The 24,765-nt window shown below is 67.3% G+C and carries 32 protein-coding genes and 2 tRNA genes; 11 read left to right on the top strand and 23 right to left on the bottom strand.

Annotated features, from left to right (window positions below):
- The first annotated feature begins 158 nt into the window (after window positions 1-158).
- Window positions 159-1,130, top strand: coding sequence for a GGDEF domain-containing protein (locus tag ABFO07_RS11040; protein ID WP_059962749.1), 972 nt, complete (start codon window positions 159-161; stop codon window positions 1,128-1,130).
- Window positions 1,131-1,155: 25 nt separating this feature from the next.
- On the opposite strand, the gene ABFO07_RS11045 is transcribed toward ABFO07_RS11040, so the two are convergent.
- Window positions 1,156-1,629, bottom strand: a complete 474-nt coding sequence (locus ABFO07_RS11045; RefSeq protein ID WP_059890814.1) for a VOC family protein — start codon at window positions 1,627-1,629, stop codon at window positions 1,156-1,158.
- A gap of 374 nt (window positions 1,630-2,003) precedes the next feature.
- On the opposite strand from ABFO07_RS11045, the gene ABFO07_RS11050 reads away from it, so the two are divergent.
- Window positions 2,004-2,291 carry a DUF1330 domain-containing protein gene (locus ABFO07_RS11050; RefSeq protein WP_059560430.1) on the top strand — a complete coding sequence of 96 codons (288 nt, stop codon included), beginning with the start codon at window positions 2,004-2,006 and terminating at the stop codon, window positions 2,289-2,291.
- Between the two features lie 442 nt (window positions 2,292-2,733).
- On the opposite strand, the gene ABFO07_RS11055 is transcribed toward ABFO07_RS11050, so the two are convergent.
- The 13 genes from ABFO07_RS11055 to ssuD all read right to left on the bottom strand — a co-directional run bounded on the left by ABFO07_RS11055 (window position 2,734) and on the right by ssuD (window position 11,269).
- Complete coding sequence (locus ABFO07_RS11055) at window positions 2,734-3,579, bottom strand: class I SAM-dependent methyltransferase (RefSeq protein ID WP_347467194.1); 846 nt, start codon at window positions 3,577-3,579, stop codon at window positions 2,734-2,736.
- An 18-nt stretch (window positions 3,580-3,597) separates the two neighbouring features.
- Entirely contained in the window at window positions 3,598-3,963 is a 366-nt protein-coding gene (locus tag ABFO07_RS11060) for a hypothetical protein (protein WP_230941995.1), read from the bottom strand.
- 129 nt (window positions 3,964-4,092) lie between these two features.
- Window positions 4,093-4,800, bottom strand: a complete 708-nt coding sequence (locus tag ABFO07_RS11065; protein ID WP_347468658.1) for an SDR family NAD(P)-dependent oxidoreductase — start codon at window positions 4,798-4,800, stop codon at window positions 4,093-4,095.
- Window positions 4,801-5,069: 269 nt separating this feature from the next.
- Window positions 5,070-5,345 (bottom strand): hypothetical protein, encoded by a 276-nt coding sequence (locus tag ABFO07_RS11070; RefSeq protein WP_347467196.1) that lies wholly within the window; start codon window positions 5,343-5,345, stop codon window positions 5,070-5,072.
- A 205-nt stretch (window positions 5,346-5,550) separates the two neighbouring features.
- Window positions 5,551-5,859, bottom strand: a complete 309-nt coding sequence (locus ABFO07_RS11075) for a hypothetical protein (protein ID WP_059890816.1) — start codon at window positions 5,857-5,859, stop codon at window positions 5,551-5,553.
- A gap of 299 nt (window positions 5,860-6,158) precedes the next feature.
- Window positions 6,159-6,234, bottom strand: a tRNA-His gene (locus tag ABFO07_RS11080).
- 71 nt (window positions 6,235-6,305) lie between these two features.
- Window positions 6,306-7,325, bottom strand: a complete 1,020-nt coding sequence (gene dusA / locus ABFO07_RS11085; protein ID WP_081059898.1) for a tRNA dihydrouridine(20/20a) synthase DusA — start codon at window positions 7,323-7,325, stop codon at window positions 6,306-6,308.
- Window positions 7,326-7,396: 71 nt separating this feature from the next.
- Window positions 7,397-7,651: a hypothetical protein gene (locus tag ABFO07_RS11090; RefSeq protein WP_059807011.1), complete on the bottom strand. Its 255-nt coding sequence runs from the start codon at window positions 7,649-7,651 to the stop codon at window positions 7,397-7,399.
- A 57-nt stretch (window positions 7,652-7,708) separates the two neighbouring features.
- Window positions 7,709-7,906 (bottom strand): hypothetical protein, encoded by a 198-nt coding sequence (locus ABFO07_RS11095; RefSeq protein WP_059560406.1) that lies wholly within the window; start codon window positions 7,904-7,906, stop codon window positions 7,709-7,711.
- Between the two features lie 145 nt (window positions 7,907-8,051).
- Window positions 8,052-8,267: a TOBE domain-containing protein gene (locus tag ABFO07_RS11100; protein WP_006400187.1), complete on the bottom strand. Its 216-nt coding sequence runs from the start codon at window positions 8,265-8,267 to the stop codon at window positions 8,052-8,054.
- A gap of 55 nt (window positions 8,268-8,322) precedes the next feature.
- Complete coding sequence (locus ABFO07_RS11105) at window positions 8,323-9,288, bottom strand: ATP-binding cassette domain-containing protein (RefSeq protein ID WP_124489930.1); 966 nt, start codon at window positions 9,286-9,288, stop codon at window positions 8,323-8,325.
- Window positions 9,285-10,094 carry an aliphatic sulfonate ABC transporter permease SsuC gene (gene ssuC, locus ABFO07_RS11110; protein ID WP_059560400.1) on the bottom strand — a complete coding sequence of 270 codons (810 nt, stop codon included), beginning with the start codon at window positions 10,092-10,094 and terminating at the stop codon, window positions 9,285-9,287. The genes ABFO07_RS11105 and ssuC overlap by 4 nt, the downstream gene beginning before the upstream one ends.
- A 17-nt stretch (window positions 10,095-10,111) precedes the next feature.
- Window positions 10,112-11,269, bottom strand: a complete 1,158-nt coding sequence (ssuD, locus tag ABFO07_RS11115) for an FMNH2-dependent alkanesulfonate monooxygenase (RefSeq protein WP_059560397.1) — start codon at window positions 11,267-11,269, stop codon at window positions 10,112-10,114.
- Between the two features lie 338 nt (window positions 11,270-11,607).
- Here ssuD and ABFO07_RS11120 point away from each other — a divergent pair, with 338 nt between their 5' ends.
- Entirely contained in the window at window positions 11,608-12,036 is a 429-nt protein-coding gene (locus ABFO07_RS11120; RefSeq protein WP_059560879.1) for a hypothetical protein, read from the top strand.
- Between the two features lie 98 nt (window positions 12,037-12,134).
- Here the strand turns inward: ABFO07_RS11120 and ABFO07_RS11125 are convergent, their stop codons facing one another.
- Genes ABFO07_RS11125 through ABFO07_RS11135 form a run of 3 tightly spaced genes read right to left on the bottom strand, consistent with a single transcriptional unit; the run spans window position 12,135 to window position 14,148 of the window.
- Entirely contained in the window at window positions 12,135-13,277 is a 1,143-nt protein-coding gene (locus ABFO07_RS11125; RefSeq protein ID WP_060147786.1) for an enoyl-CoA hydratase/isomerase family protein, read from the bottom strand.
- A 31-nt stretch (window positions 13,278-13,308) separates the two neighbouring features.
- The gene (locus ABFO07_RS11130; protein ID WP_375782241.1) at window positions 13,309-13,641 is read right to left on the bottom strand and encodes a DMT family transporter; all 333 of its coding nucleotides are present in this window, start codon (window positions 13,639-13,641) and stop codon (window positions 13,309-13,311) included.
- 9 nt (window positions 13,642-13,650) lie between these two features.
- On the bottom strand, window positions 13,651-14,148 hold the full coding sequence (locus ABFO07_RS11135; protein WP_059560387.1) for a heme-degrading domain-containing protein: 498 nt from the start codon (window positions 14,146-14,148) through the stop codon (window positions 13,651-13,653).
- A 188-nt stretch (window positions 14,149-14,336) separates the two neighbouring features.
- On the opposite strand from ABFO07_RS11135, the gene ABFO07_RS11140 reads away from it, so the two are divergent.
- Window positions 14,337-14,413 (top strand) — tRNA-Met (locus ABFO07_RS11140).
- 51 nt (window positions 14,414-14,464) lie between these two features.
- Here the strand turns inward: ABFO07_RS11140 and ABFO07_RS11145 are convergent.
- Window positions 14,465-14,839 (bottom strand): gamma-glutamylcyclotransferase family protein, encoded by a 375-nt coding sequence (locus ABFO07_RS11145; protein WP_059906212.1) that lies wholly within the window; start codon window positions 14,837-14,839, stop codon window positions 14,465-14,467.
- A gap of 120 nt (window positions 14,840-14,959) precedes the next feature.
- Here ABFO07_RS11145 and ABFO07_RS11150 point away from each other — a divergent pair, with 120 nt between their 5' ends.
- Together ABFO07_RS11150 and aat are read left to right on the top strand one after the other, a co-directional pair.
- Entirely contained in the window at window positions 14,960-15,505 is a 546-nt protein-coding gene (locus tag ABFO07_RS11150) for an NUDIX hydrolase (RefSeq protein WP_059560380.1), read from the top strand.
- Window positions 15,506-15,516: 11 nt separating this feature from the next.
- On the top strand, window positions 15,517-16,281 hold the full coding sequence (gene aat, locus ABFO07_RS11155) for a leucyl/phenylalanyl-tRNA--protein transferase (RefSeq protein WP_059886076.1): 765 nt from the start codon (window positions 15,517-15,519) through the stop codon (window positions 16,279-16,281).
- A gap of 55 nt (window positions 16,282-16,336) precedes the next feature.
- Here aat and ABFO07_RS11160 read toward each other — a convergent pair whose 3' ends face one another.
- Window positions 16,337-16,504 (bottom strand): hypothetical protein, encoded by a 168-nt coding sequence (locus ABFO07_RS11160; RefSeq protein ID WP_155628767.1) that lies wholly within the window; start codon window positions 16,502-16,504, stop codon window positions 16,337-16,339.
- A gap of 191 nt (window positions 16,505-16,695) precedes the next feature.
- Here ABFO07_RS11160 and ABFO07_RS11165 point away from each other — a divergent pair, with 191 nt between their 5' ends.
- The 5 genes from ABFO07_RS11165 (at window position 16,696) to ABFO07_RS11185 (ending at window position 20,711) form a co-directional block, all read left to right on the top strand.
- Window positions 16,696-17,025, top strand: a complete 330-nt coding sequence (locus ABFO07_RS11165; RefSeq protein WP_155631301.1) for a hypothetical protein — start codon at window positions 16,696-16,698, stop codon at window positions 17,023-17,025.
- Entirely contained in the window at window positions 17,009-17,839 is an 831-nt protein-coding gene (locus tag ABFO07_RS11170; RefSeq protein WP_059807029.1) for an arginyltransferase, read from the top strand. Before ABFO07_RS11165 ends, ABFO07_RS11170 begins: the two co-directional genes overlap by 17 nt.
- A gap of 129 nt (window positions 17,840-17,968) precedes the next feature.
- Complete coding sequence (locus ABFO07_RS11175; RefSeq protein ID WP_347467203.1) at window positions 17,969-19,006, top strand: quinone-dependent dihydroorotate dehydrogenase; 1,038 nt, start codon at window positions 17,969-17,971, stop codon at window positions 19,004-19,006.
- Window positions 19,007-19,099: 93 nt separating this feature from the next.
- Complete coding sequence (locus tag ABFO07_RS11180) at window positions 19,100-19,894, top strand: cystine ABC transporter substrate-binding protein (protein WP_060159575.1); 795 nt, start codon at window positions 19,100-19,102, stop codon at window positions 19,892-19,894.
- A gap of 121 nt (window positions 19,895-20,015) precedes the next feature.
- On the top strand, window positions 20,016-20,711 hold the full coding sequence (locus tag ABFO07_RS11185; RefSeq protein WP_059560364.1) for an amino acid ABC transporter permease: 696 nt from the start codon (window positions 20,016-20,018) through the stop codon (window positions 20,709-20,711).
- Window positions 20,712-20,811: 100 nt separating this feature from the next.
- Here ABFO07_RS11185 and ABFO07_RS11190 read toward each other — a convergent pair whose 3' ends face one another.
- From ABFO07_RS11190 to ABFO07_RS11205, 4 genes are all read right to left on the bottom strand, one after another.
- On the bottom strand, window positions 20,812-21,798 hold the full coding sequence (locus tag ABFO07_RS11190; protein WP_060272735.1) for a Gfo/Idh/MocA family protein: 987 nt from the start codon (window positions 21,796-21,798) through the stop codon (window positions 20,812-20,814).
- A gap of 121 nt (window positions 21,799-21,919) precedes the next feature.
- A complete protein-coding gene (locus tag ABFO07_RS11195; protein ID WP_059560361.1) occupies window positions 21,920-22,636 on the bottom strand; it encodes a FadR/GntR family transcriptional regulator in 717 nt (238 codons plus the stop codon).
- Window positions 22,637-22,896: 260 nt separating this feature from the next.
- Window positions 22,897-23,595, bottom strand: a complete 699-nt coding sequence (rpiA, locus tag ABFO07_RS11200; protein WP_059560358.1) for a ribose-5-phosphate isomerase RpiA — start codon at window positions 23,593-23,595, stop codon at window positions 22,897-22,899.
- Window positions 23,596-23,671: 76 nt separating this feature from the next.
- Window positions 23,672-24,535 carry an N-acetylmuramoyl-L-alanine amidase gene (locus tag ABFO07_RS11205; RefSeq protein WP_347467207.1) on the bottom strand — a complete coding sequence of 288 codons (864 nt, stop codon included), beginning with the start codon at window positions 24,533-24,535 and terminating at the stop codon, window positions 23,672-23,674.
- Between the last annotated feature and the right edge of the window lie 230 nt (window positions 24,536-24,765).

Below are 24,765 nucleotides of genomic sequence, written 5' to 3' on the forward strand. Positions count from 1 at the left end.
TCGCCACGCATACCGACTTGGCGGCATCGCGCGGAATGCGCGATACTCTCCCCCGTGAAACCGGCAAGCGTGCGGCGGCCAAACCCGCGCCGCGGCACTTCGCGCACGCGCTGCCGACACGCAACCGACGCCCGGCCTTCGCCGCCGGGACATCGCCCATGCACATTGCCCCCAAACCGCCCGACGAAGCGGCCCGGCTCACCACGCTGCACGCGCTCGCCCTCCTCGACACGCCGCCGGAAGAGCGCTTCGACCGACTCACCCGCCTCGCGCGACGACTGTTCGACGTCCCGATCGCACTCGTCAGCCTCGTCGACGAAAATCGCCAATGGTTCAAGAGCCGCACGGGGCTCGACGCCCCCGAAACATCGCGCGACGTGTCGTTCTGCGCGCATGCGCTGCTCACGAACGACGCACTGGTGATTCCCGACGCCCTGCTCGACGAGCGCTTCCACGACAATCCGCTCGTCACCGGCGCGCCGGGCATCCGCTTCTATGCGGGCCAGCCGCTGTCCGCGCCGAACGGCGCGCGGGTCGGCACGCTGTGCCTGATCGACACAAAGCCGCGTTCGCTCGACCACGACGAGCTGGCGCTGCTCGACGATCTCGCGCACATGACCGAACGCGAAATCGCCGCGCTGCATCTCGCGACCACCGACGAGCTCACGCAACTGACGAACCGGCGCGGCTTCGAGATGCTCGCCCGGCACGTGCTGAGCCTCTGCGCGCGGCTCGGCCGGCGCGCGGTGCTGCTGTTCTTCGATCTGAATGAGTTCAAGGCGATCAACGACCGCTTCGGCCATGCCGAAGGCGACCGCGCGCTCAAGGCGTTCGCGGAAACGCTGACGGGCGCGCTGCGCGACAGCGACGTGATCGCGCGGCTCGGCGGCGACGAGTTCGTCGCGCTGCTGAGCGCGACCGACGCGGGTGACGCCGACGAACCCGTCGATCGCGTCACCCGCGCGCTCGCGGCACGCAACGCCGCGGACGCGCGCGGCTACGCGATCCGGTTCAGCGCCGGCCATGTCGCGTACGATCCGGCGCGCCATCACTCGGTGTCGGATCTGCTCGCGTCGGCGGACCGTCACATGTACGAGCACAAGCAGCGCGGCAAGGCGGCGCGCATCTGAGCGCAACGCGCCGCTTGCGCGCCGGTCACGCGCCGCATGGCGGCGCGCTGGCCATCGCCTCGACGATCTGCTCCGGCGTCAGGTCGCGCTGATGCGTCGCGAGCGACCAGCGATGGCCGAACGGGTCCTCGACCTGGCCGTAGCGATCGCCCCAGAACATGTCGGTGGCCGGCATCGTGAGCTGCGCGCCTGCCGCGACCGCCTGCGCGATCGCCGCGTCGACATCGGGCACATACAGGTGCAGGCAGACCGCCGTTCCTTTCAGCGCCTTTGGCCCGAGCGCGCCGTGCTCGGGCATTTCGTCGACGAGCATCAGCGTCGAATCGCCGATGCTCAGGCAGGCGTGTGCGAGCCGGCCGTTCGGCGCCGGCAGGCGTATCCGCTCGACCGCGCCGAACGCGCGCTTGTAGAAGTCGATCGCCTCGGCGGCGCCGGCGCAGATCAGATGGGGCGTCAGCGTGCGCATCCCTTCCGGGATCGGGTTGACGGACGTGGACATGAGCGTGTCTCCTTCGAGTGAATGATCGGGTCGAAAAACGGAACGCGGCGCGCGATGCGCACGCCTCCGATCACACGACGGACGAGCCGATGCGGAATCGACATGCACGGCAAAAATATTTTCGCCGGACGGTGCAGCGAGCAGGCGGCGTGGCGGCGGCGGCACGATCCAGGCGCTCGAGTCGATTACCGGCGTGAACTTCGACCGTCCGATCCGCGAGGCGCCCGCTCGCTGGCGAAGGCCGCGACGTTCCTGCGCGAACATCTGTAAGCTGACGGCACTGCCGCGCCATGCCGGTGGCGTGACGCGCGACAGTTGGCGACCCGACGGCTCCGAGGCGTCGGGTCATTCCGAACCGCATCAGGAGTGCAATCTTGGCGACCTATATCGTTTTCACCCGCGAAAGCACGCAGGATCAGCAGGAACTCGACGTCTATCGAAGCAAGGTCCGCGCGACCCTCGCCGGCCATCCGGTGAAGGTGCTCGCCTCGTACGGCCCCCAGGAGACGCTCGAGGGCGAAGGCCCGGAAGGCGTCGTGATCATGGAGTTTCCGTCGAAGGCTGCCGCGCATGCGTGGTATCACGGGCCCGAATACCAGGCGGTCGCCCAGCATCGCTTCAAGGGCGCGCGCTTTCGCGCGGTGCTGGTCGAGGGCGTGTAGACGGAATCCGGTTTGCGTCCATGCGCGCATCGCGGCCGGACGAAAAAAATCCCCATGGGCCTTGAAACCATGGGGATGTGAAAAACCGTTGAGAGACACGGTGTCCGACCGAGGGTCTTGAAGCATTCGGGTAAGGTCAGACGCCTTGAAGTTTAGCGACGCCGCGGTGCCGGCCGGGTGTACATTTCGGCCGTCATCGGCCCGTCACAGTTCATGCGGCGAAGGATCGGACATCGCCGCCCCGCCCTTCCATGAAAAAAATCCCCAGGGATCGTGCGATCCATGGGGACGTCAACGACCCGCGGAGAAACAGGCGGGGCCCGGACAGCACACTCAGGCACGAGGGGACATCCGGACAGCGCGCAGTCTAGACCGGGCGTCCGCGCGGACAAGGGCACAGATCGGGGCCGTTCGCGGCGCCACAGACTGCATGCCGCGCCAGTCAGCCTTGCTTCCCGCCTGATTCGCACCCGGCGTGTTCGACGGCGCCGTCACCCGCTGTCAATCGGCCGATGGGGATCATCTCGGGGGAATCCGGGTTGCACGGGCCGCCGGTCCAGTCGCCCAGCCATGCGTCCACGGTCAGCCCGGCAAGCTGCAGCAGTTCGTCGATTTCCTCCCGTGACGGAAACGCGATGCGGGAACGCGAACGCAACAGCCGGCCATCGGCAGCCACCCGATAGCATGTTTCATAGGTGACGATGCCCGTTTCCGGATCCCGCGCGACGTCGTTCCACGCTTGCGCCGGCCCCAGCTCGGGATGGTCGACCTCGCGCCCGGATTCGGCAGGAACCCATTCCCGCCATTCCTCGACGGCGGGGTTCCGGCTGTCGAAGATGAATCGCCCGTGCGGCGCAAGGTGCGCGGCGACCGTCTGGAGTACCGCGAGCCTGTCAGCCTGCGTCAGGAACACCTGGAACGCGTGGCCGGTCATCACCACGAGGTCGAAGCGACGGCCAACGCGCACGTTGCGGCCGTCCGCGGCGACCCAGTTCACCCGGTCGCCGCCGGGGCGTGCGCGTGCGATCTCGAGCATCGCCACTGCGGGATCGACGCCCCATACGGCGCCACAGCCGGCCTGCGCAATGGCCGCGCTCAGCACGCCCGTGCCGCAGCCAAGGTCCAGCACGGACGCGCAGCCCTCGGCCAGCGTCAGACAGTAGTCGAAGCTGGCGCTCCATTCATTGTCGGCATCGTAGAAGCTGGCGAGGTTCGGGTCTTCGTATAGTGCGTCGGAAATCATCGGTCGGGAGGAAAGGAAGCGGACGAGCGCCGCGGTAGCCGGCAAGCGGCTTTCGCGCCGGATTCAGCCGTTGGAAAGGTCCGCCTGCCCTGTCCGGAGACCTGTTTCATCTTGCGACGCCTTGTATCGGGCATAGGCTTTCGCGGCGCCCATCGCTTCATGGTGCGTCGCAAATGTCTCGTCGATCTTGTGCGTCATGCCGGGGATGTGCGTCTTCATCGGCGCATGGTCGCTCTTGCGCTCGAACCGGACCAGCGCACGCCACACGCCCTGAGGTTCTTCATACGCCTCGCAGAAACACAGATAGCCGTTCTCGTCGACAACCGCGCGCTCCGACATGTCAGCCTCCGCATTGAATGGCGAACAACCCGGGGACGGCGCATGGTCGATCGCAACGCCGTACCCGTGAACGGTGAATCGCTCCAGCATAGGTCACGCGACGCGGCTTGGCCACACGTCCGGGAAGTTTTTCGAACGTTCGGCGCGCTGGCCGTCGCGCGACGGCCTCTCGCCCCAAGGGCCGGGCCTGTTCCGACCTTGCCGGGTTCCGCGACCGGCTCAAAAGCGGTCGTCCGCAATCGCCGGCATGACGAGTTCCCGGACGAACGACGCGTTGGACAGGTGCAGCAGCGTGCGCACCACCGCCACCACGTCATGGACCGGCACGCTCTGGCCATCGCCGCGCGCCGCGGCGTCTTCCAGCGGGACCGACAAGGCATCGTCGGTATTCAGGTAGCCGAGTTGCAGGCACGTGACGGCCAGGCGGCTGCCCCGGAACCCTTCGCGCAGCGCATCGGCAATCCCGTTGAGCGCGAACTTCGATGCGCCGAACGCCACTTCCGGGCGCCCGCTTTGCCGAAGTGCCGATGTCGACCCGGTCAGGAACAGCTGCGGCTTGTCGGCACGCAGCAGCCGCGGCACCAGACGCTTGAGCAGCAGCAAGGTGGCCGTGATGTTGACGTTCACCAGATTCGCAATGGTGTCGTCCGAATCGTCCAGGAAAGCATAGGCGTCGGTGAAGGCCGTTTCCTCCCAGACTCCGAGGTTGCAGATCAGCACGTCCAGTTCGGCGGGCGCGGCTCGCGCGATCTGCGCCACGGCATCGGCAGGAGACGCCATGTCCGCCTCGATCCACTGGAGATCGACGGCGTCAGGCAACGTCAGCGCGTTCGGCCGCTTGCGCGATACGCCGATGACGGTGTCGCCGGGGCTGCACAGACCTTCGACAAACGCACGGCCCAGCCCCTTGCTGGCACCGACGATCATGATCTTCACAGGTGTCTCTTCCTTTGATGGGTGTGTTGCCACCGATGCGTATGCGCTGCGAACGCTCGACCGCTTGCCGTGAAACGCCTGCACGCCAGGACTTTCTATACCATGCGAGAAGGTTGCTTCAGCAACGATTTAGAAGCTGCCCACCGAAAGCGATATGTTTTGCCGGAACCATGATGACGGCCACGTACAACGAAACGAGCCGCATCGATGCGCTGATGGACTATATCGGCACTGTTCTGTTCGAGGCCGGGAACGTGATTTCAGCCGTTCGTGCCCGCGCGCGTGATGATGCCGATATCGAGGCGCTCGAACGCGCCGTCCAATCCGCGCGCACCCTCCTCACCGCATCTCCTGCCGAGCCGCCTGCAGTAACGGCCGACAAGGCCGGCCCGGAAGCGGTCGGGCTTGCGCATGCCGCGGCATCTTCGACGTTTCAGGCGCGCGTGCAACCGTGGATGCTCGAATGCTTCGGAGCGGCGACCGCGAACGATCGCACGGAGCGGAATCATCGCTTCCTCGAAGAAGCGCTCGAACATGCACGCGGCCGGAGAAACCGAGCTCGCGGACATCTGGACGAAGGTCGAACGGATCCGCGCCAAGCATGCCGCGAAGCCGAAATATGCGCCGCTGCCGTCGGCCGTTTAGCCCCGAGCGCCGTCGCATTCGCTGTTGAACCTTCCTGTTCTTCAGCAAATGGCGCTACCCCGGAGACCTCCCAGGTTGAAGTTCAACGAATCACGATCAGATCTGCGGAAGCTCATCCAGCGTACGAGACACTTTGGTTGCGTCGACGTCGAGCTCGATCCCCTGCGAGGCGTCGCGGTATACAACCGTCTTCAACGCCGGTCCGACAACGCTCTGGCCTCCGACCGAGAAGATCGTATAGACGTCGTCGCCGCCCATGATTGCATCGACAACGTCCATGACACGTGCCTCGCGCGGCGCTTCGACCCAGCTGTCGTCTTGGGGATTGAGCTTCGCCCAACGCACGTGCGTCACGCGCCTGGTCAGCAAATCGATTCTCACGCCATTCACTGCAAAGATGGACATCGTGCCCTCCCTGGGATCACTCGGCAATGCGTTCGGACTGCGCGTTCGTCAATCATAGCGCTGCGGCTTGATCGATGCGGTGCTGAACCGCGGCAGGATTTTGTGGCCAGGAAAGACCGCGGTCTTTTGCGCGACACAACGCGGACAGAGCCCCGAGATGTTCGGGACGACTTACGCGGAATGAATGGAAGGTGAGCAGAACGCTCTGGAAATGACGCGGCTCGAATCGGCGCTAATGTCCTCGGTTGCCCCGCAAAGCAAAACAGGCGCCGAGGCGCCTGTTTTGTTGAAGCATTCTGTGGGGTGGCTGATGGGACTCGAACCCACGACGACAGGAATCACAATCCTGGACTCTACCAACTGAGCTACAGCCACCACTGATACTGCTTTCTTCGCTGCGTCGCGTTCTGTTCAACAGCGAAGAAGCAAGATTATATAAAGCGTTTTTAATCTTGCCAAGCCTTTTTTTCAAAATTTTCGTCGGCGGCGAAAAGATGCGTGCGCGCCTCGTCGAACACGGCCAGATCGCCGCGCGCGAGCTTCTTGTTGTCGGACAGCACACGACGCCAGCCACGCGCCCCCGCCTCGCCGCGATACAGCCCGAGCGCATGACGCACGACCGCACCGAGGTACGTACCGCGCTTCAGTTCCGCCGCGCAATACGCGATCAGCTGCGCCTCCGCTTCCTCGCGCGTCGGCGCCGCTTCGCTCGCGCCGTAGAACCGCCGATCGACGTCCGCCAGCACGTAAGGATTGTGATACGCCTCACGGCCGAGCATCACGCCGTCGACATGCTCGAGATGCTGCGCGACTTCGTCGAGCGTCTTGATGCCGCCGTTGATCACGATCTCCAGCGCCGGGAAATCGCGCTTCAACCGATACGCATAGTCGTACTTGAGCGGCGGGATCTCGCGGTTCTCCTTCGGCGACAAGCCTTTCAGGATCGCATTGCGCGCGTGCACGACGAACACCTCGCAGCCCGCTTCGGCAACCGTGCCGACGAAGTCCCGCACGAATTCGTATTCCTCGACCGCATCCACGCCGATCCGGTGCTTGACCGTCACCGGCACCGACACGGCGTCGCGCATCGCCTTCACGCAATCCGCGACGAGCTGCGGCTCGTTCATCAGGCACGCGCCGAACGCGCCACGCTGCACCCGTTCCGACGGGCAGCCGCAGTTCAGGTTGATTTCGTCGTAGCCCCACTGCTCGCCGAGCTTCGCCGCGCGCGCCAGATCGTCCGGCTCGCTGCCGCCGAGCTGCAGCGCGACCGGCGATTCGTTCGGCGTGAACGCGAGATGCCGCTGCGCGTCGCCGAACAGCAGCGCGCCGGTCGTGATCATTTCCGTGTAGAGCCACGTATTGCGCGTGAGCGTACGGTGGAACGACCGGCAATGACGGTCGGTCCAGTCCAGCATCGGCGCCACGGACACGCGGCGGGGAGGAAGCGAAGGCGAAACGGACATGGAATTCGGGCAACGGACGGCGCGGAGACAACCGCGCATTCTACCGCAACGGGCGCCCTGCCCGCCCGGCGCTATGCGCCCGCGTCGCCGGCCAGTTCCGAATCGACCGCGCGCCGCGCCGCGTCGAACCCGCGCTCGATCACCCGTCGCTCGGTCAGCAGCAGCCCGTCGACCTTCACGAGCCGCCAGTCGATCCGCACCGCATCGCCTTGCAGCACGCGGTAGTGCACGTGTTCGCCGTCCCAGACCTGCTCGGTCTTCACTTCGATCTCGAAGCCGCGGTACGGCTCGCTGTAGTCGCCGAGATCGCTGCCTCTCAGTTCCATCGCGCGCTCCGTCGATAAGCGACGCCCCGCGCGAGCCGCCAGGCCCGCGCCGGGCGTTCAGTCATATTCGTTAGACAGGATGGCCTTGCCGTCGGCGGTGAGATCGACCCGGTCGCCGGCCGTCTGGTAGATCAGCCCTTCGTTCAGCAGCACGTACACGATGTCGCTGAAGGTCGCCGGCACCGGCCGGCTGTCGCCGAACTGGTCGATCCACTTCAGCGCCTCGATGGCTTCGGGAGAAAGGATGGGGGTCATACGCTGCCTCCGCGTCGGTGTCGCTCCATCCTAGCACTTCGCCCGGACGGCGAATACCGATGCGGCTACGCAGCGACAAGGCGCCGCGGCGGCCGCCCCGGACGGCAAAGCCCGGGCCGACGGCGCGCGGCCGGCGCCGGCTCGCTCAGAGCCGCGCGATCGACACCTCGGTCGACTTCACGAGCGCGACGACTTCCGCGCCGACCTTCAGCTCGAGTTCGTCGACCGAGCGGGTCGTGATCACCGACGTGACGATGCCGAACGGCGTCTCCACGTCGACCTCGGACACCACGGGCCCGCGGATGATCTCCTTCACCTTGCCCTTGAACTGGTTGCGTACGTTGATTGCGGTGATGCTCATCGGGTTGATCGCTCCGAAGAAAAAGACTCAGGATGGGCGGCAGGTGCCGCCCGGATTAAACGGCCCAGCGAATCCGCCCGTCCGGCCGCGCGTCGCCCGCGCCCTGCGCGGGCTGCGCCGCCGTGCCCGGGCCGCCCGCGAGCACGCGCTGCAGCACGCGGTCCTCGAGCGCGGCGAATGCCGCCGACGCACGGGCGCGCGGCCGGTCGAGCGGCACCGGCTGGTCGAGCGCGACGCGCCCCTGCTCGATCAGCAGGATCCGGTCGCCGAGCGCGACGGCTTCGTGCACGTCGTGCGTGACGAGCAGCGCCGTGAACCGGTGCTCGCGCCACAGCCGCTCGATCAGTGCATGCATCTCGATGCGGGTCAGCGCGTCGAGCGCGCCGAGCGGCTCGTCGAGCAGCAGCAGTTGAGGCCGATGCACCAGCGCGCGCGCCAGCGCGACGCGCTGCCGCTGGCCGCCCGACAGTTGTGCGGGCCAGTCGTCGGCGCGTTCGAGCAGGCCAACTTCGTCGAGCACCGCGCGCGCATCGTCGCGCGCACCGCGCCCGAGCCCGAGCCCGAGCATCACGTTCTGCAGCACGGTCTTCCACGGCAGCAGGCGCGCGTCCTGGTACATGATCCGGGTGTCGAGCGCGCCGCCGCCTTCGCCGCGCGCCGTCAGCGTGCCGCTGCTCGCCTGCTCGAGGCCCGCGACGAGCCGCAGCAGCGTCGACTTGCCGCAGCCGCTTCGGCCGACGATCGCGACGAAGCTGCCGCGTGCGATGCCCAGGTCGATGTCGTCGAGCACGATGCGCGCGCCGAAGCGCTTGCTGATGCCGCTCAGCGTGACCGCGTCGTCCGCCGGCGCGATGCCGGCTGCGCGGCGCCGCGCGAGCGGCACCACCGATGCGCCGCCGTCGCGCTCGAGGATCGCCGCGTCGCGGGCATCGCCGTCCGCGACGCGCGCCTGCGTGAATTCGGCCTCGAGGTCCGCGGCGGCGAGCGGCCCGTAACCGGCCGCCGAAATCGTCGCATTCATGCCTGTGCTCCTGTTTGATAGGCGGGATGCCAGCGCAGCGTCACGCGTTCGAGCCATTTCGCGAGCACGTCGGCCAGCTTGCCGAGCACTGCGTACAGCAGGATGCCGACCACCACCACGTCGGTCTGCAGGAATTCGCGCGCATTCATCGTCATGTAGCCGATGCCCGACTGCGCGGAGATGGTCTCCGCGACGATCAGCATCACCCACATCAGGCCGAGCGCAAACCGCACGCCGACGAGGATCGACGGCAGCGCGCCGGGCAGGATCACGTCGCGATAGAGCGCGAAGCCGCGCACGCCGTAGCTTTTCGCCATTTCGATCAGGTTCGCGTCGACCGAGCGGATCCCGTGATACGTGTTGATGTAGACGGGGAAGAACACGCCGAGCGCGACGAGGAACAGCTTGGCCTTCTCGTCGATGCCGAACCACAGGATCACGAGCGGGATCATCGCGAGCGCGGGGATGTTGCGGATCATCTGGATCGTCGAGTCGAGCGCGACCTCGGCGGCTTTCGACAGGCCGGTCGCGAGCCCCAGCGCGAGACCGACGCCGCCGCCGAGCGCGAAGCCGAACAGCGCGCGCCAGGTGCTGACCTTCACGTTCGCCCACAGCTCGCCGGACACGACGAGCGACCACGCGGCGCGCACCACGGCGACCGGCTCGGGCAGCACGCGGGTCGACAGCCAGCCGATGCGCGCGCCGGCCTCCCAGACGGCCAGCAACGCGAGCGGCACGAGCCACGGCGCCGCGGTGCGCCATGCACGGGCGGCCAGGCCGCCGCCCGTCGTCGATTTCGTTGTCATCGCAGGCCTCCCTTCGCTCAGCTCTGGCTTGCCTTCGGCAGGTAGCTGTTGCCGACGATCTCGCCGAACGGGCCGGACAGCGGCCCGGTCGCCTTCGCCGCGCCGCGCCCCTTGATCAGCGGGAACACGAGCTCGGCGAAGCGATACGATTCCTCGAGATGCGGATAGCCCGACAGGATGAACGTCTCGACGCCGAGTTCCGCGTATTCGCGCATGCGCGCCGCGACCTGCTCGGGATTGCCGACGAGCGCGGTGCCCGCGCCGCCGCGCACGAGGCCGACGCCGGCCCACAGGTTCGGATACACCTCGAGCGACTCGCGGCCGCCGCGCTTGCCGCCGTGCAGCGCGGCCATCCGGCGCTGGCCTTCCGAATCCATGTTCGCGAACGCCTGCTGCGCGCGGGCGATCGTCGCGTCGTCGAGCCGGCTGATCAGGCGATCCGCATCGCGCCACGCTTCTTCCTCGGTCTCGCGCACGATCACGTGCAGGCGGATGCCGAACTTGATCTGGCGGCCGCGTTCCGCCGCCCGTGCGCGCACGTCGGCGATCTTCTTCGCAACGGCCTCGGGCGGTTCGCCCCACGTCAGGTAGGTGTCGATATGATCGGCGGCAATCGCGTGCGCGGCCGGCGACGAGCCGCCGAACCACAGCGGCGGGTGCGGGCGCTGCACCGGCGGATACAGCGCCTTGCCGCCCTTCGACTGCAGGTGCTTGCCGATGTAGTCGAAGCCGCCGTTGTCGTGCGACGCGGTGAGCAGCCCGCGCCAGATGTTCAGGAAATCGTCGGTGATCTCGTAGCGCGTGTCGTGATCGGCGAACAGGCCGTCGCCTTCGAGTTCGGCCGCGTCGCCGCCCGTCACGACGTTAATCAGCAGGCGCCCGCCGGACAGCCGGTCGAACGTCGCGGCCATGCGCGCCGCCAGGCCCGGCGACGCGATGCCGGGCCGCACCGCGACCAGGAATTTCAGGCGCTGCGTGGCCGGAATCAGGCTCGACGCGACCACCCACGCATCCTCGCAGGAACGGCCGGTCGGCAGCAGCACGCCCTCGTAGCCGAGCGTGTCGGCCGCGACGGCGACCTGCTTGAAGTAATCGTAGTCCGCGGCGCGTGCGCCTTCGGCGGTACCGAGATAGCGGCTGTCGCCGTGCGTGGGGATAAACCAGAACACATTCATCTGCTGCTCCTGCGTGACTGTCCTTGCCAGAATTGAGATAAAGCAGCGCCCTGCTCGCGCCGCCAACGGGCGGCGCATGCATGACGTGCGTTCGAATCGGGGTATGTTGCGGTCAGCCGCGCGGCGGGCAAGAACGCGCGGGCACGGCTGTTTCTGGGAAATCAGTCTAGGGATCGGGGGTAGGCTTTGGAACGATTTTTTTGAGCTTAGGTTTTCCGCTTTCCTGATTAGCACGACGCTGCAGCGAATATCGGCCCGCGTCCCCCTATAATGACGCACCATTTCGAACAATTCCGCGCAGACGGCCCCGGCCGCGCGCGCTTGCGGTGCACTCATCGATGCAGAAAGTCATCCTGCCGTTCCTGTCCGGCTTCCTGGCCGCCCTGTTCTTCCGCGAAGCGACGCTCGCGTTGCTGCACACCGCGGACCTGATCGCCGCGGCCGGCTTCTCGACCGCGCCGTTCGCGCCGCTCGGCATTCCTGAGTTTGTCGCGAACGCGCTGATCAGCGCATGCTGGGCGATCCCGATGGCGTGGCTGCTGCGGGTGTCGCCGGAGCGCGAGGCGCCGTGGATCGGCGCGCTGGTGTTCGGCGGAATCGTGCTGACGGCCGCGCGCGTGTTCGCGATCGACCCGCTGCGCGGCATCTGGCCGTCCGGCAACATGCTGCCGGTGCTGGCCGTCGGCTTCGCGGCGAATGCGCTGTGGGGCTGGGGCGCGCTCGTGTTCATGCGCGCGTTCATGTCGGATGATGCGGGCGAAGACTGACGCGCCCTCGCCGTTCTCCGCCTGAAAACGATTCGGCCGCCTGCATGGGCGGCCGAGTTATTTGAAGCGGCGATTTCTCGCGGACGGCGCCGCACGCGTCAGTCCTTCAGGTTCCGCAGCGGATGCGTGTCCGGCGTCCACGGGCTGTCGAACATCGCTAGCACGTCCGCGCGGCCGACTTCCGCAATCGACTTGAAACGCCAGGCCGGCTGATGGTCCTTGTCGACGATCAGCGCGCGCACGCCTTCGATCACGTCGCCGCGCGCGAACGTCGAGCGCGTCAGGTCGAGGTCGCGCCGCAGGCAATCGGCCATCGTCGCGCCGCGCGCGCGATCGACCACTTCGAGCGACACCGCCATCGACAGCGGCGACAGCTGGCTGCGCATCGCATGCGTCGCCTTTTCGATCCACCCGTCCACGGCCGCGCAATCCTGGTCGGCATCGAGCGACGCGAGGATCGCGACGAGGTCGGGCTGCGCGAAATGACGGTCGATGCCGGCGCGCGCGTCGGCCAGCGACGACGTGTCGGGCGTCGGCACGACCTTGTGCGCGGCCGCCGCCGCGGCCACGCATTCGACCGCCTGCGCGCCGCTGTCGAAGCGTTCGTGACGCAGCGCGTCGAGCAGCGCCGGCAGTGCCGCGTCGGGCACGTAGACGTCGGCGAGCTGCGCATGCAGCGCGCCCGCCGCGTCGAGCGTCGCGCCGGTCACGGCGAGATAGCGGCCGATCGCACCGGGCGTGCGCGCGAGGAACCAGCTCATCCCGACATCGGGAAACAGGCCGATGCGCGTCTCCGGCATCGCCATCTTCGTCGAATCCGTGACGACCCGCAGCCCGCCCGTGTGGCGCGCTGCCTGCGAGATGCCCATCCCGCCGCCCATCACGACGCCGTGCATCAGCGCGATGTACGGCTTCGGGAAGCTGAAGATCGCGTGGTTCAGCGTGTATTCCTCGATGAAGAACGTATCGACCGCATCGCGGTCGCCGCGCTGCCATGCATCGTGGAAGAAGCGCACGTCGCCGCCCGCGCAGAACGCGCGCGGATGCGGGCTGGTCACGACGACCGCGACGACCTCCGGATCGTCGCGCCAAGCGTCGAGCGCCGCGTGCATGATGCGGATCATCCCGACCGACAGCGCGTTGAGCGCCTTCGGCCGGTTCAGTTCGAGAAAGCCGACGCGGTTCGCCACGTAGGCGCGCACGTCGGGCTGGTCGGAAGCGACGGGAATGGAATCGGTCATGGAAGGAATCCGGCTGGCGACAGGCGTACGGTCAGTGCGCCTGCATCTTCGAGAACAGGTTCAGCACCACGACGCCCGCGACGATCAACGACAGGCCGATCACCGCCGGCACGTCCGGCACCTGACGATACAGCAGCATCGCGACGAGCGTGATCAGCACGATGCCGGCGCCCGACCACACCGCATAGATGATGCCGACCGGCATCGTCCTGAGCGTCAGCGACAGGCAGTAGAAGGCGGTGGCGTAGCCCGCCACGACGAGCAGCGACGGCCAAAGGCGCGTGAAGCCGTCGGCCGCGCGCAGCGCGGACGTGCCGATCACCTCGGCGACGATCGCGATCGCGAGCCATGCATAACCGGGCAGCTGCATCGCTCAGCTCCTCGCCAGCGCGAGCGCCGCGTAGTCGTGGCCCAGCTCCGCGCACAGCGCCTCGACGACGAGTTCGTGGTCGGCGCGCTGCGGCAGCCCCGACGCAGTTACCGTGCCGATCACGCCGGCCCCCGCGACCGTCAGCGGAAACGCGCCGCCGTACGACGCATACTCGGCCACCGGCAGGCCGTGCTTGTCCGCGAGCGTCGAGCCGGCCTGCTTCATGCGCAGGCCGATCGCATACGAGCTGCAGCGGAAATGCGCGACGACGTTGCGCTTGCGGCGCACCCAGTCGGCGTTGTCAGGCGTCGCGCCGTCCAGCGCGGCATAGAACAGCGGCTGGCCGAACGTGCCGATGTCGATCGCGACCGCATGGCCGCGCGACGCGGCGAGCGCATGCAGCCGGTTGCCGAGCGCCCACGCGCGGGCGGCATCGAAGCGGGGAAACACGAGCGCCTGTTCCTGCGCGCCGATCGACTGCAGATCGAGAGCGATATCCATGAATCCGTCGAAGCAAGAAGTGAAGGCTGCCGGGACCGCTGCGATCGCACGCAGCCCCGCTGCCGGAGTGGCGAGACAAACCGCTCGATTCTATCGCACGCGCCCTCGGTACCGGCCCCACACGCTGCTTGTCAGAAAGTGCTTGCACGCCGGTCGAGATTGCCTCTATAATCTATTTCTTCAACGGACGCGGGGTGGAGCAGTCTGGCAGCTCGTCGGGCTCATAACCCGAAGGTCGTAGGTTCAAATCCTACCCCCGCAACCAAGCATCACAGAGAGCCTTGATTTCACGATGAAATCAAGGCTTTTTGCTTTTCTAGCCGGCGTGCGCCGAACCGGCGTCGACATACGCCCAGGCAGGCACGCCCGAAGCGAGCACGACGCGGTCGCGTCGATAGGACGACACCTCGTAGTCGTCCGCGTGTTTCAGCTCTGCGGCGGTGATCGGGAAGACCATCCCGCTGACCTTGTCGGCCGGGTTGCCCGTGCAGGTCACGACCGGGTGATGCGTGTTGCCGCTCGTTGCCACGACCGCCGGATCCTCGATTTTCAGCATCGACAGCGCATAGCCGGGCATTTCGTCGGACTGGCCGCCGAGCTTGCGGCCGAATGTCGTCAACTGGACCTGCTCCAGCTGCAACGTGCCGTACGAGAAGAGGCGCTCCGAAAACGCGCCAGGTGTCGTCGTCATGAGATGCCCTTGTCCGTGTGGTGCACCCGATTCCACAGAGGACGACGCAGCGCCGCGCCGCCGTTCGAGAATGCCCCGCACGGGTGATACACTCGCAACACCTCGTCCCTTCCACTCGACATGAAATTCTGCTCCGTCTGCGGTCACGAAGTCATCGCGCGCATTCCTCCGGGCGACAACCGCGAACGCTTCGTCTGCGATCAATGCGGCACGATCCATTACCAGAATCCGCGCAACGTCGTCGGCACCGTCCCCGTGTGGGGCGAGCAGGTGCTGCTGTGCCGCCGCGCGATCGAGCCGCGCTACGGCTTCTGGACCCTGCCGGCAGGCTTCATGGAAATGGGCGAGACGACCGCCGAAGCCGCCGCGCGCGAGACGCTCGAGGAAGCCGGCGCGCGCGTCGAGGTGCAGAGCCTGTTCACGCTGCTGAACGTGCCGCACGTGCACCAGGTGCACCTGTTCTACCTGGCGCGGCTCGTCGATCCCGCATTCGAGGCCGGCGAGGAAAGCCTCGAGGTGAAGCTGTTCGACGAGGCCGACATTCCGTGGGACGACATCGCGTTCCCGACCGTCAGCCAGACCCTGCGATTCTTCTTTGCCGACCGTGCCGCCGGCGACTACGGCGTCCACACCGGCGATATCTTCCGCTCGCTGCGCGCCGGCTGAGCCCGCGACCCATGGTCCCCTGGCTCGGCCCAGACGATCCGTTTCCGCCCGTCACGCGGGCGCTCGGCCCGGCCACCGGCGCGCCGGGGCTGCTCGCCGCGAGCGCCGACCTGCTGCCTTCGCGCCTCATCGACGCCTACCAGCACGGCATCTTCCCGTGGTATTCGGACGGCCAGCCGGTGCTGTGGTGGAGCCCCGACCCGCGAATGATCCTCGTGCCGGCCGAGTTCAAGGTGTCGCCTTCGCTGAAGAAGACACTGCGGCGCGTGCTGCGCGAACCCGAGTGGGAAGTGCGCGTCGACCACGATTTTGCCGGCGTGATGCGCGCGTGCGCGCAGGCGCCGCGGCGCGGCCAGCGCGGCACGTGGATCACCGCGGAGATCATCGACGCGTATACGTCGCTCTACCGCACCGGCAACGCGCACAGCATCGAGACATGGCGCGACGGGCGTCGCGTCGGCGGGCTTTACGGCGTCGCGTTCGGGCGGATGTTCTTCGGCGAATCGATGTTCGCTGACGAAACGGATGCGTCGAAGATCGCGCTGGCCACGCTCGTCGCCCACCTGCGCGACTGCGGCCTGCAGATGATCGATTGCCAGCAGAACACGTCGCACCTGGCGTCGCTCGGCGGCCGCGAGATCGCCCGCAAGACCTTCATCGCCCACGTGCGCCGCGCGGTGGCCGAACCGCCGATTCCGTGGCAATTCGACAAGCGTGCGCTCGCCGGGCTCGTGGGCCGCGGCGAACCGGTGGCCCCTACCGGGATCGAGCGCTAGGGCGACACGCGCACCCCGCCGCCAAAGCCGGCTCTCTTGCTCGCCCGCCCATCCGTCAACTTCCCGCATTGGCCGCGGGCTTGCTCTTGTGGATGACTTCCACGCGGCATTCGCCCGGCCACGCCACGCACACCTTGAAATCGATGAAGCCGAACGTGTGCAGCAGCATCAGCAGGACGGCGACACCGCCGATCAGCGAAACCGTGGTGCCGGCAGTTTTCACGCCTGCCCGCCGCTTGCGAGAATCGCCGCCGCGCGGTGACGCGCGCGCCGCCCCGCGAACCCGGGTTCGGTGGTACGGTCGGCGGTCTGAACGTGCGCGCCGTCTTCGTCGACGAACGCCCAAATGCATTCCCACATCGGCATGGCTGCAGCGAAATACTGTATGAATGTACAGCATAGCACGACAGCCGCTTGATCGAGCCCCTTTGGAACGACGAGGGCGGAGGCGTCCCCTTTATTCCCGGCTGGTCGCACCCGCTCGATGGGCCTATTGTTGAATCGGGACATGATGCATTTAGCCCCGTTTTCATGTTAATTTTCTTGCATCCGCTTCGTTGCCGCCCGGCGGTGATTCGCCGGGAGTCGAAACACAATCTTTTGATTTATAACGGTTTTTGCAAGCAGTCGATGATGGACTGCCAGCACAACGCGTCGCAACTGGCGTCGCTCGGCGGCCGCGAGCAGGCGCCGGCGCGGCACCCCATTCCTGCATCGAGAGCTGCCCATGACTCACCCGACTGAGCTGCCGCTTTCACCGCTTTCGGCGCTGCAATTCTATGCAACGGCGCCCTACCCGTGCAGTTACCTGGACGGCCGCGTCGCGCGCTCGCAAGTCGCGACGCCGAGCCACCTGATCAATTCCGACATCTACACCGAGCTCGTCAAGGCCGGCTTCCGCCGCTCGGGCGTGTTCACGTACCGCCCTTACTGCGACGGTTGCCGCGCGTGCGTGCCGGTGCGCGTGCCGGTCGCGGCGTTCACGCCGAACCGCACGCAGCGGCGGATGTGGAAACGGCACCGCGCGCTCGTCGCGACGGTGTCGCCGCTGCACTACGACGAAGAGCATTACGCGCTCTACATGCGCTACCAGTCCGCGCGCCACGCGGGCGGCGGGATGGACCGCGACAGCCGCGACCAGTACGAGCAGTTCCTGCTGCAGAGCCGGATCAATTCGCGCCTCGTCGAATTCCGCGATCTCGATGCGCCGGGCGGCCAGCCCGGCCAGCTGCGGATGGTCAGCATGATCGACATCCTCGGCGACGGCCTGTCGTCCGTGTATACGTTCTTCGAGCCGGACGACCTGCACGCGAGCTACGGCACCTACAACATTCTCTGGCAGATCGAGCAGGCGAAAAGCCTCGGACTGCCCTACGTGTATCTCGGCTACTGGATCCGCGAGAGCCCGAAGATGGCGTACAAGGCGAACTTCCATCCGCTGGAAGGGCTCGTCGACGGACGCTGGAAGGTGCTCGATCCGGCACGGATCGACCTGCCGCCGGTCGACGCTGCGCTCGCGCGCGCGCCGCTGCCCGGCGGGCATTCCGGCTCGGCCTGACGCGCGCCCGGCGGCACGGTGCACACATTCGCGCCCGCCGGCGCGACGCTCGCCCGCCAAACGCAGCCCCGGCCGCGCAACTCCCGGTAAAATAGCGGGTTGTCATATTTCTGGCTGTCGCCCATTCCCGTGTTCAGTTCCCTCTATCCGCTCGCCCGCGCATCCCTGTTCAAGATGGATGCGGAAGACGCTCACCACCTCACGCTGCGCGCGCTCGGCGCGGCCGGCCGCACCGGCCTCGCCTGCGCGCTGTCGGCCCGCGTGCCCGACGCGCCGCGCACCGTGATGGGGCTCACGTTCCGCAACCCGGTCGGCCTCGCGGCCGGCCTCGACAAGGACGGCGCGGCGATCGACGGCCTCGCGGCGCTCGGCTTCGGCTTCATCGAGGTCGGCACGGTCACGCCGCGCCCGCAGCCCGGCAACCCGCGCCCGCGCATGTTCCGGCTGCCGCAGGCCGACGCGCTGATCAACCGGATGGGCTTCAACAACAGCGGCGTCGACCAGTTCGTGAAGAACGTCCAGGCGGCCCGCTACCGCGGCATCCTCGGCCTGAACATCGGCAAGAACGCCGACACGCCGATCGAGCGCGCCGCCGACGACTACCTGTACTGCCTCGAGCGCGTCTATCCGTTCGCGAGCTACGTGACGATCAACATCTCGTCGCCGAACACGAAGAACCTGCGCCAGCTGCAGGGCGCGGGCGAACTCGACGCGCTGCTCGCGGCACTCAAGGACAAGCAGCAGCGCCTCGCCGACCTGCACGGCAAGCTCGTGCCGCTCGCGCTGAAGATCGCGCCGGACCTCGACGACGAGCAGGTCAAGGAGATCGCCGACACGCTGCTGCGCCACAAGATCGAAGCGGTGATCGCCACCAACACGACGCTGTCGCGCGCCGCGGTGCAAGGGCTGCCGCACGCGGACGAAGCCGGCGGCCTGTCCGGGCGGCCGGTGTTCGAGGCGTCGAACGAGGTGATCCGCAAGCTGCACGCCGAACTCGGCAGCGCGGTGCCGATCATCGGCGTCGGCGGCATCTTCTCCGGCGCGGACGCGCAGGCGAAGCTCGCGGCCGGCGCGGCGCTGGTGCAGCTGTACACCGGCTTCATCTATCGCGGCCCGACGCTCGTCGCCGAGTGCGTGAAGGCCGTGGCCGGCGCACGAGCGACGTAATATAGGCATAAGCAAACTGTATTTCTGCATTGATAGCGTTTTCGCTATCATCGATGCCGAATTATTGACCCGGACCCGGTAAGGAACCACAAGATGAAAATTGCGCTGCTGAAGAAACTGCTGGTCGCCGGCCTGATCGGCGCGTCGTTCACCGCCGCGACCGCGCACGCGGCCGACCTGCTCGACGACGTGAAGCAACGCGGCACGCTGCGGATCGGCCTCGAGGGCACGTTCCCGCCGTTCAACTCGAAGAGCCCGAGCGGCGAACTGGTCGGCTTCGACGTCGACATCGCGAAGGCCGTCGCGGCCAAGCTCGGCGTGAAGCCGGAATTCGTCACGACCGAATGGAGCGGCATCATCGCCGGCCTGCAGGCAGGCAAGTTCGACGTGATCGTCAACCAGGTCGGCATCACCGACAAGCGCAAGGAGACGCTCGACTTCTCGCCGGCGTACACGTACTCGTCCGCGCAGCTGATCCAGCGCAAGGACGACACGCGCCAGTTCAAGTCGCTCGAGGAGCTGAAGGGCAAGAAGCTCGGCGTCGCGCTCGGCACGAACTACATGGACATGGCGAAGTCGGTGGCGGGCATCGACGTGAAGACGTACCCGGGCGCGCCCGAGTACCTGCGCGATCTCGCGGCCGGCCGTCTCGACGCGGCGCTGAACGACCGCCTGATGCTCGCGTACCTGACGAAGAATTCGCAGCTGCCGCTGCGCCCGGGCGCGAACGTCGGCTCGGCCAACCCGTCGGGCATTCCGTTCAAGAAGGGCAACCCGAAGTTCCAGAAGGCGATCGACGACGCGATGGCGCAGCTCGCCGCCGACGGCACCTTCACGAAGATCTCGGACAAGTGGTTCGGCATCGACGTGACGAAGCCGCTGAAGTAAGCACGCCAGCATCGCCAGCCGCACGGCGGGCCGACAGGGCGGCATCCGGAACGATGCCGCCCTTTGTTTTGTTCGTCCGGTTTATGATTGCGCTTTCGCGCACGCACCCAATCAGCACTTCATGTCGACCACTTCCCTGCTCGTCCAATCGCTGCCGGTACTCGCCCAGGGGGCGGTACTGACCGTCAAGTTCGCCGTCCTGTCGATGGTGTTCGGCCTGATCGGCGCCGTCGTGCTGGCGATGATGGGGATCCGGCAGAGCGACGGGATGACCTCGGGCGTCGAGCGCGTCGTCGTGAACACCCTCGCGGCGCTCGCGCGCGCCTACGTTAGCGTGATGCGCGGCACACCGCTGCTCGTGCAGATCTTCGTCATCTATTACGGCCTGCCGAGCCTCGGCATCTCGCTCGATCCGACACCCGCGGGCGTGATCGCGCTGTCCGCGAACGTCGCGGCTTACATGTCCGAAAGCATGCGCGGCGCGATCAACGGCATCCACCGCGGCCAGTGGCTCGCGTCGTACAGCCTCGGGCTGTCGTGGGGGCAGACGCTGCGCTACGTGATCGGCCCGCAGGCGCTGCGCATCGCGGTGCCGAGCCTGTCGAACAGCCTGATCAGCCTGATCAAGGATACGTCGCTCGTGTCGGTGATCACCGTCACCGAACTGCTGCGCAGCGCGCAGGAAGTGATCGCGGCGACCTACCAGCCGCTGCCGCTGTATCTGGCCGCCGCAGCCGTGTACTGGGTGCTGTGCCAGATCCTCGAGTGGGTGCAGCGCTGGTATGAAAAGCGGCTGTCGCTGCCGGCCAAGCACTGAGCCGGACAATCCGGCCGAGCACCCGGGCATCGATTCATTGGACTGCTGAGCGATCGCGCAGCGCAAGCCTCGAGCGTGCGCCGCGCAGATCGTGCAAACATCACTCGCCCGGATACCGCACGCCGAGCGCGGCGCGCGCCGCGTCCGTCATCGCGATCATCCGCCGCGAATGGTCGTGCGTCATCACGGGGCTCTCGGTCTTCCCCGCGCGCAGCAGGTCGCAGAAATGCGCGGTCTCGTAGTTGAGGCCGCCGCCGTCGAACGGCTCGTCGAGTTCGACCACGCGCCCGTCCGCATAACAGATCGTCGCGCGCGCCGGGTTCCACCACTTCTCGTGTATCGTCACGTGCCCGCCGGCCGCGGCCAGCAGCGCGTCGCCGCGCCCCATCACGTCGAGCCCGCAAAAGAGCTGCGCGATGCCGCCGTTCGCATGACGGCTGTTCAGGCTCGCAAACAGGTCGACGCCCGTCTCGCCGACGCGCCCCAGCGTCTGCACGTCGAGCGGCGCACCCAGCCAGTCGACTGCGAGAAACGTCTCGTAGATGCCGATGTCGAGCAGCGCGCCGCCCGCCTGCTCGAGGCGATACACCGGGTGATCGCCGGGCACGCCCGACGACGCGCAGCCGGCCCGCACGAGCCGGATCTCGCCGATCGGGTCGTCGCGCAGGTGCGCGCGCAGCTTGCGGTACAGCGGGAAGAACGGCGGCTTCATCGCTTCCATGAACAGCCGGCCGGCATCGCGTGCGGCACGCAGCACGGCGTCGAGTTGCGCCGCATTGAGCGTCGCGGGCTTTTCGCACAGCACCGCCTTGCCGGCGGCAAGCGCGGCCTGCGCATAGTGTGCGTGGCTGTCGTGAAGCGTCGCGATGTAGATGGCGTCGATGTCGCTCGCGAAGAGCGCATCGAGACTGGCGGCGGGCATGCCGCCATGGGCCGCGCAGAAGGCGGCCGCCGCATCCGCGCGGCGCGCCCACACGCGCGCGAGCGCGGCGCCCGGGACATGCGCGAGGCTCTGCGCGAAACGGCGCGCGATGCTGCCCGCGCCGACGATGCCGAAGCGCACCGGGCGCGTGTCGAGGTCGTTCATCCGGATCATCCGTATCGGTCGTATCGGTCGTATGAAAAGGGCCGACACTCCCGCCGGCCGGCCGTCATGATAAACGGCTGGCCGGTAATCGGATGAATGGATGAGCGAACCGCGCGCCGGATCAGGCGCGCACGGGCACCTCGACGGAGAAATCCCGGGAGATTTCGTCGGCGCTGTAGTCGATCAGCGCGAGCGACGCCGCCTCGGCCTCGCGCGGATCGCGCCGCTCGATCGCCTCGACCACGCGCGCATGCGCCTTGACCGCCACGTCGTGCGCGCCCTCCTTCTGCACGACGCGCGGATTCACGAGCCGCACCGCGCCGCGCACGATCGCCGCCATCTGCTGGAAGAACTGGTTGCCGCTCGCGTGGACGATCCGCGTATGCAACAGCTCGTCGGCCGCGTCGTAGCCGGGCTCGCCCGGCTGCATTCCCTTGAACGCCTCGAACGCCTCGCGGATGCCGGCGACGTCCGCCGCGCTCGCACGCACGGCCGCCTGCGCGGTCGCGCGTGGCTCGATCAGCATTCGAAATTCGATCACGTCGCGCATGAACTGCGGATCGGGCTTCGCCCGGAACCGCCAGCTCACAACGTCCTCGTCGATCATGCGCCAGTCGCGCATCGGTCGAACGCGCGTGCCCACCTTCGGACGAACGTCCAGCATGTCGCGCGCAAGCAACATCGACAGCGCCTCACGCATCACCGTGCGGCTCACGTCGAACTCCTTCGACAACACATCCTGCGGCGGCAGGATGCCGCCGTACTTGTCCTCGACAATGCCTGCGACAAGCCCATCCATCACTTTGGCGACCAGTGACCGGTCTTTGCCCTGCTCCATGACACCTCCCCGTGCGTCTATTTGCGAACACCTGCTCCGCAGTTCCGCCGGCCCTGGTACGACTTTGTTCTTATGATCTATAAGTTGATGAGTTTCGAGGCCGTTGCGCTATCTGGTAAACACCTGACAGGGTTATCCCTCTTCATGAAGGGGGGATTTATAAGGCGTCAAAAAAAGCCCGGGAAGCGCTCTGCGCTTACCGGGCAGCGATTCTTGACAAGATTTGACGATGCAGTGCATTACGCACTGCTTTTCAATTCTTACGACTGGTCGGGATAAACGATAGTCTCGACGCCGCTCTCCGTACCGAGCAGGCACAGGTTCGCGCCGCGCGCAGCGAACAGGCCGACCGTCACCACGCCCGGCCACGCATTCACCTGTGCCTCGAAGCCGCGCGGGTCGGCGATCTGCAGGCCCTTCACGTCGATGATCTCGTTGCCGTTGTCGGTGATGTACGGCGCGCCGTCCTTCGTCACGCGCAGCACCGGCACGCCGCCGGCCGCCGTCACGCGCCGGCCGATCGCGGTGCGCGCCATCGGCACCACTTCGATCGGCAGCGGGAATGCGCCGAGCACCGGCACGCGCTTGCTGGCGTCGGCGATGCAGACGAACGTATCGGCCACCGACGCGACGATCTTCTCGCGCGTCAGCGCGCCGCCGCCGCCCTTGATCATCGCGCCGCTCGCGTCGATCTCGTCCGCGCCGTCGACGTACACCTGCAGCGATTCGACGTCGTTCAGGTCGAACACCTGGATGCCGTGCGCCTTCAGGCGCTCGGTCGTCGCGACCGAGCTCGACACCGCGCCGCGATAGCGCGACTTGACGGCGGCGAGCGCGTCGATGAAGCAGTTGGCGGTCGAGCCGGTGCCGACGCCGATCAGCGCGCCTTCCGGCACGTTCTGGATCACGTAGTCGGCCGCGGCCTGGCCGACGAGGCGTTTGAGTTCGTCTTGAGTCATGGAAGGAAAATGCTGCTGGATTGCGGAAAACCGCCAGTTTACCGGAGTCGGGTGACCGCCTGCGCGTTTACCGCGGTCAAGGCGCGCCGTCGGGCGCCGGCGGCTGCCCGGGGAAATACTTGTCGAGCAGCGCCTGCGCGATCGCGTCGGTTTGCGCGTCCGGGTTGCCCGCGCAGTCGGACGGCCGGAAATGCATCTGGAATGCCGCGAACACGCGGCGCGTGCGCGCGTCGAGCTCGCCGTCGGTCGGCACGTCGTAGCCATAGCGCGCGAGCTTGAGCTGCAGCGCGCGCACGTCGACGGCCGCATGCGGGTCGCGGCCGGCGAGTCGCGCGGCGACCGTCGCGTCGTCCGGCCACGCGCCGACGCCGGCCTGCGCGAGCGCGCGCCATGGAAACCGCGGCCCCGGGTCGATCTTGCGTTGCGGCGCGATGTCGCTGTGGCCGACCACGCGGGTCGGCGCGATCCCGTAGTGCGCGACGATGTCCTTCGACAGGCGGATCAGCGCGTCGACCTGCTCCGGCGGGTACGGCTGCCACGTGCGGCCCTGCGGCGTGTCGGCCGGGCCGCCGTTGACGTTCTCGATGCCGATCGACGCCGCATTCAGCTCCGTCGTGCCCTGCCACGCGCTGACGCCCGCATGCCACGCGCGCTGCGCTTCCGGCACGAGCTGATGGACGACCGGCATCCCGCGTTCGATGCGCGGCCGCTCCGGCACGACGTAGTGCGCGCTGACCGCGTCGCCCGTCAGCGTACGCAGCGATTGCACTTCGTCACTTTCCGTGTAGTGCATCACGAGAAAGCGGATGCGCGAATCGGCGCCCTGCGCGTGCCGGCTCGTGTCGGCATAGTAGGTGCCGCGCCCGACGAGCGTCGGGGACGTGCAGGCGGCCAGCAGGCAGAGGCCGGCGCACAGCGCGCCGCGATGGAAAAGTCTCATGGTTCGGCTTCGGAGGAACGCGGGCGCCGGACCCCGGTGGTCCGCGCCGCCCGCCATTCTAGCCAGTCCGTCGCACCGGCGACTTGTCTTGTGCGGGCGATCCCGCGACAATCGGCGTCCGCCGCGGCGCGGCGACGCGATTCCGGCGTTGCTCGAACGGCCCGATCGCCGGGCCGGACGCCGACGAAAAGACCGACCGATACGCGCGAGCGGCGCGACACTGAGAGAAC

Origin of the sequence: Burkholderia stagnalis, assembly GCF_039848545.1 — a bacterium.
GTDB lineage: Bacteria > Pseudomonadota > Gammaproteobacteria > Burkholderiales > Burkholderiaceae > Burkholderia > Burkholderia stagnalis.

Excerpts from the sequence above, each read along its gene's own strand:
- ABFO07_RS11040 (WP_059962749.1), top strand. The coding sequence starts at position 159 with ATGCACATTGCCCCCAAACCGCCCGACGAAGCGGCCCGGCTCACCACG.
- ABFO07_RS11045 (WP_059890814.1), bottom strand. The coding sequence starts at position 1,629 with ATGTCCACGTCCGTCAACCCGATCCCGGAAGGGATGCGCACGCTGACG.
- ABFO07_RS11060 (WP_230941995.1), bottom strand. The coding sequence starts at position 3,963 with ATGCTGGAGCGATTCACCGTTCACGGGTACGGCGTTGCGATCGACCAT.
- ABFO07_RS11065 (WP_347468658.1), bottom strand. The coding sequence starts at position 4,800 with ATGATCGTCGGTGCCAGCAAGGGGCTGGGCCGTGCGTTTGTCGAAGGT.
- ABFO07_RS11070 (WP_347467196.1), bottom strand. The coding sequence starts at position 5,345 with ATGTTCGAGCGCTTCTTCGAGGAAGCGATGATTCCGCTCCGTGCGATC.
- ABFO07_RS11075 (WP_059890816.1), bottom strand. The coding sequence starts at position 5,859 with ATGTCCATCTTTGCAGTGAATGGCGTGAGAATCGATTTGCTGACCAGG.
- dusA (WP_081059898.1), bottom strand. The coding sequence starts at position 7,325 with ATGTCCGTTTCGCCTTCGCTTCCTCCCCGCCGCGTGTCCGTGGCGCCG.
- ABFO07_RS11090 (WP_059807011.1), bottom strand. The coding sequence starts at position 7,651 with ATGGAACTGAGAGGCAGCGATCTCGGCGACTACAGCGAGCCGTACCGC.
- ABFO07_RS11095 (WP_059560406.1), bottom strand. The coding sequence starts at position 7,906 with ATGACCCCCATCCTTTCTCCCGAAGCCATCGAGGCGCTGAAGTGGATC.
- ABFO07_RS11100 (WP_006400187.1), bottom strand. The coding sequence starts at position 8,267 with ATGAGCATCACCGCAATCAACGTACGCAACCAGTTCAAGGGCAAGGTG.
- ABFO07_RS11105 (WP_124489930.1), bottom strand. The coding sequence starts at position 9,288 with ATGAATGCGACGATTTCGGCGGCCGGTTACGGGCCGCTCGCCGCCGCG.
- ssuC (WP_059560400.1), bottom strand. The coding sequence starts at position 10,094 with ATGACAACGAAATCGACGACGGGCGGCGGCCTGGCCGCCCGTGCATGG.
- ssuD (WP_059560397.1), bottom strand. The coding sequence starts at position 11,269 with ATGAATGTGTTCTGGTTTATCCCCACGCACGGCGACAGCCGCTATCTC.
- ABFO07_RS11120 (WP_059560879.1), top strand. The coding sequence starts at position 11,608 with ATGCAGAAAGTCATCCTGCCGTTCCTGTCCGGCTTCCTGGCCGCCCTG.
- ABFO07_RS11125 (WP_060147786.1), bottom strand. The coding sequence starts at position 13,277 with ATGACCGATTCCATTCCCGTCGCTTCCGACCAGCCCGACGTGCGCGCC.
- ABFO07_RS11135 (WP_059560387.1), bottom strand. The coding sequence starts at position 14,148 with ATGGATATCGCTCTCGATCTGCAGTCGATCGGCGCGCAGGAACAGGCG.
- ABFO07_RS11145 (WP_059906212.1), bottom strand. The coding sequence starts at position 14,839 with ATGACGACGACACCTGGCGCGTTTTCGGAGCGCCTCTTCTCGTACGGC.
- ABFO07_RS11150 (WP_059560380.1), top strand. The coding sequence starts at position 14,960 with ATGAAATTCTGCTCCGTCTGCGGTCACGAAGTCATCGCGCGCATTCCT.
- aat (WP_059886076.1), top strand. The coding sequence starts at position 15,517 with ATGGTCCCCTGGCTCGGCCCAGACGATCCGTTTCCGCCCGTCACGCGG.
- ABFO07_RS11170 (WP_059807029.1), top strand. The coding sequence starts at position 17,009 with ATGACTCACCCGACTGAGCTGCCGCTTTCACCGCTTTCGGCGCTGCAA.
- ABFO07_RS11180 (WP_060159575.1), top strand. The coding sequence starts at position 19,100 with ATGAAAATTGCGCTGCTGAAGAAACTGCTGGTCGCCGGCCTGATCGGC.
- ABFO07_RS11185 (WP_059560364.1), top strand. The coding sequence starts at position 20,016 with ATGTCGACCACTTCCCTGCTCGTCCAATCGCTGCCGGTACTCGCCCAG.
- ABFO07_RS11190 (WP_060272735.1), bottom strand. The coding sequence starts at position 21,798 with ATGAACGACCTCGACACGCGCCCGGTGCGCTTCGGCATCGTCGGCGCG.
- ABFO07_RS11195 (WP_059560361.1), bottom strand. The coding sequence starts at position 22,636 with ATGGAGCAGGGCAAAGACCGGTCACTGGTCGCCAAAGTGATGGATGGG.
- rpiA (WP_059560358.1), bottom strand. The coding sequence starts at position 23,595 with ATGACTCAAGACGAACTCAAACGCCTCGTCGGCCAGGCCGCGGCCGAC.
- ABFO07_RS11205 (WP_347467207.1), bottom strand. The coding sequence starts at position 24,535 with ATGAGACTTTTCCATCGCGGCGCGCTGTGCGCCGGCCTCTGCCTGCTG.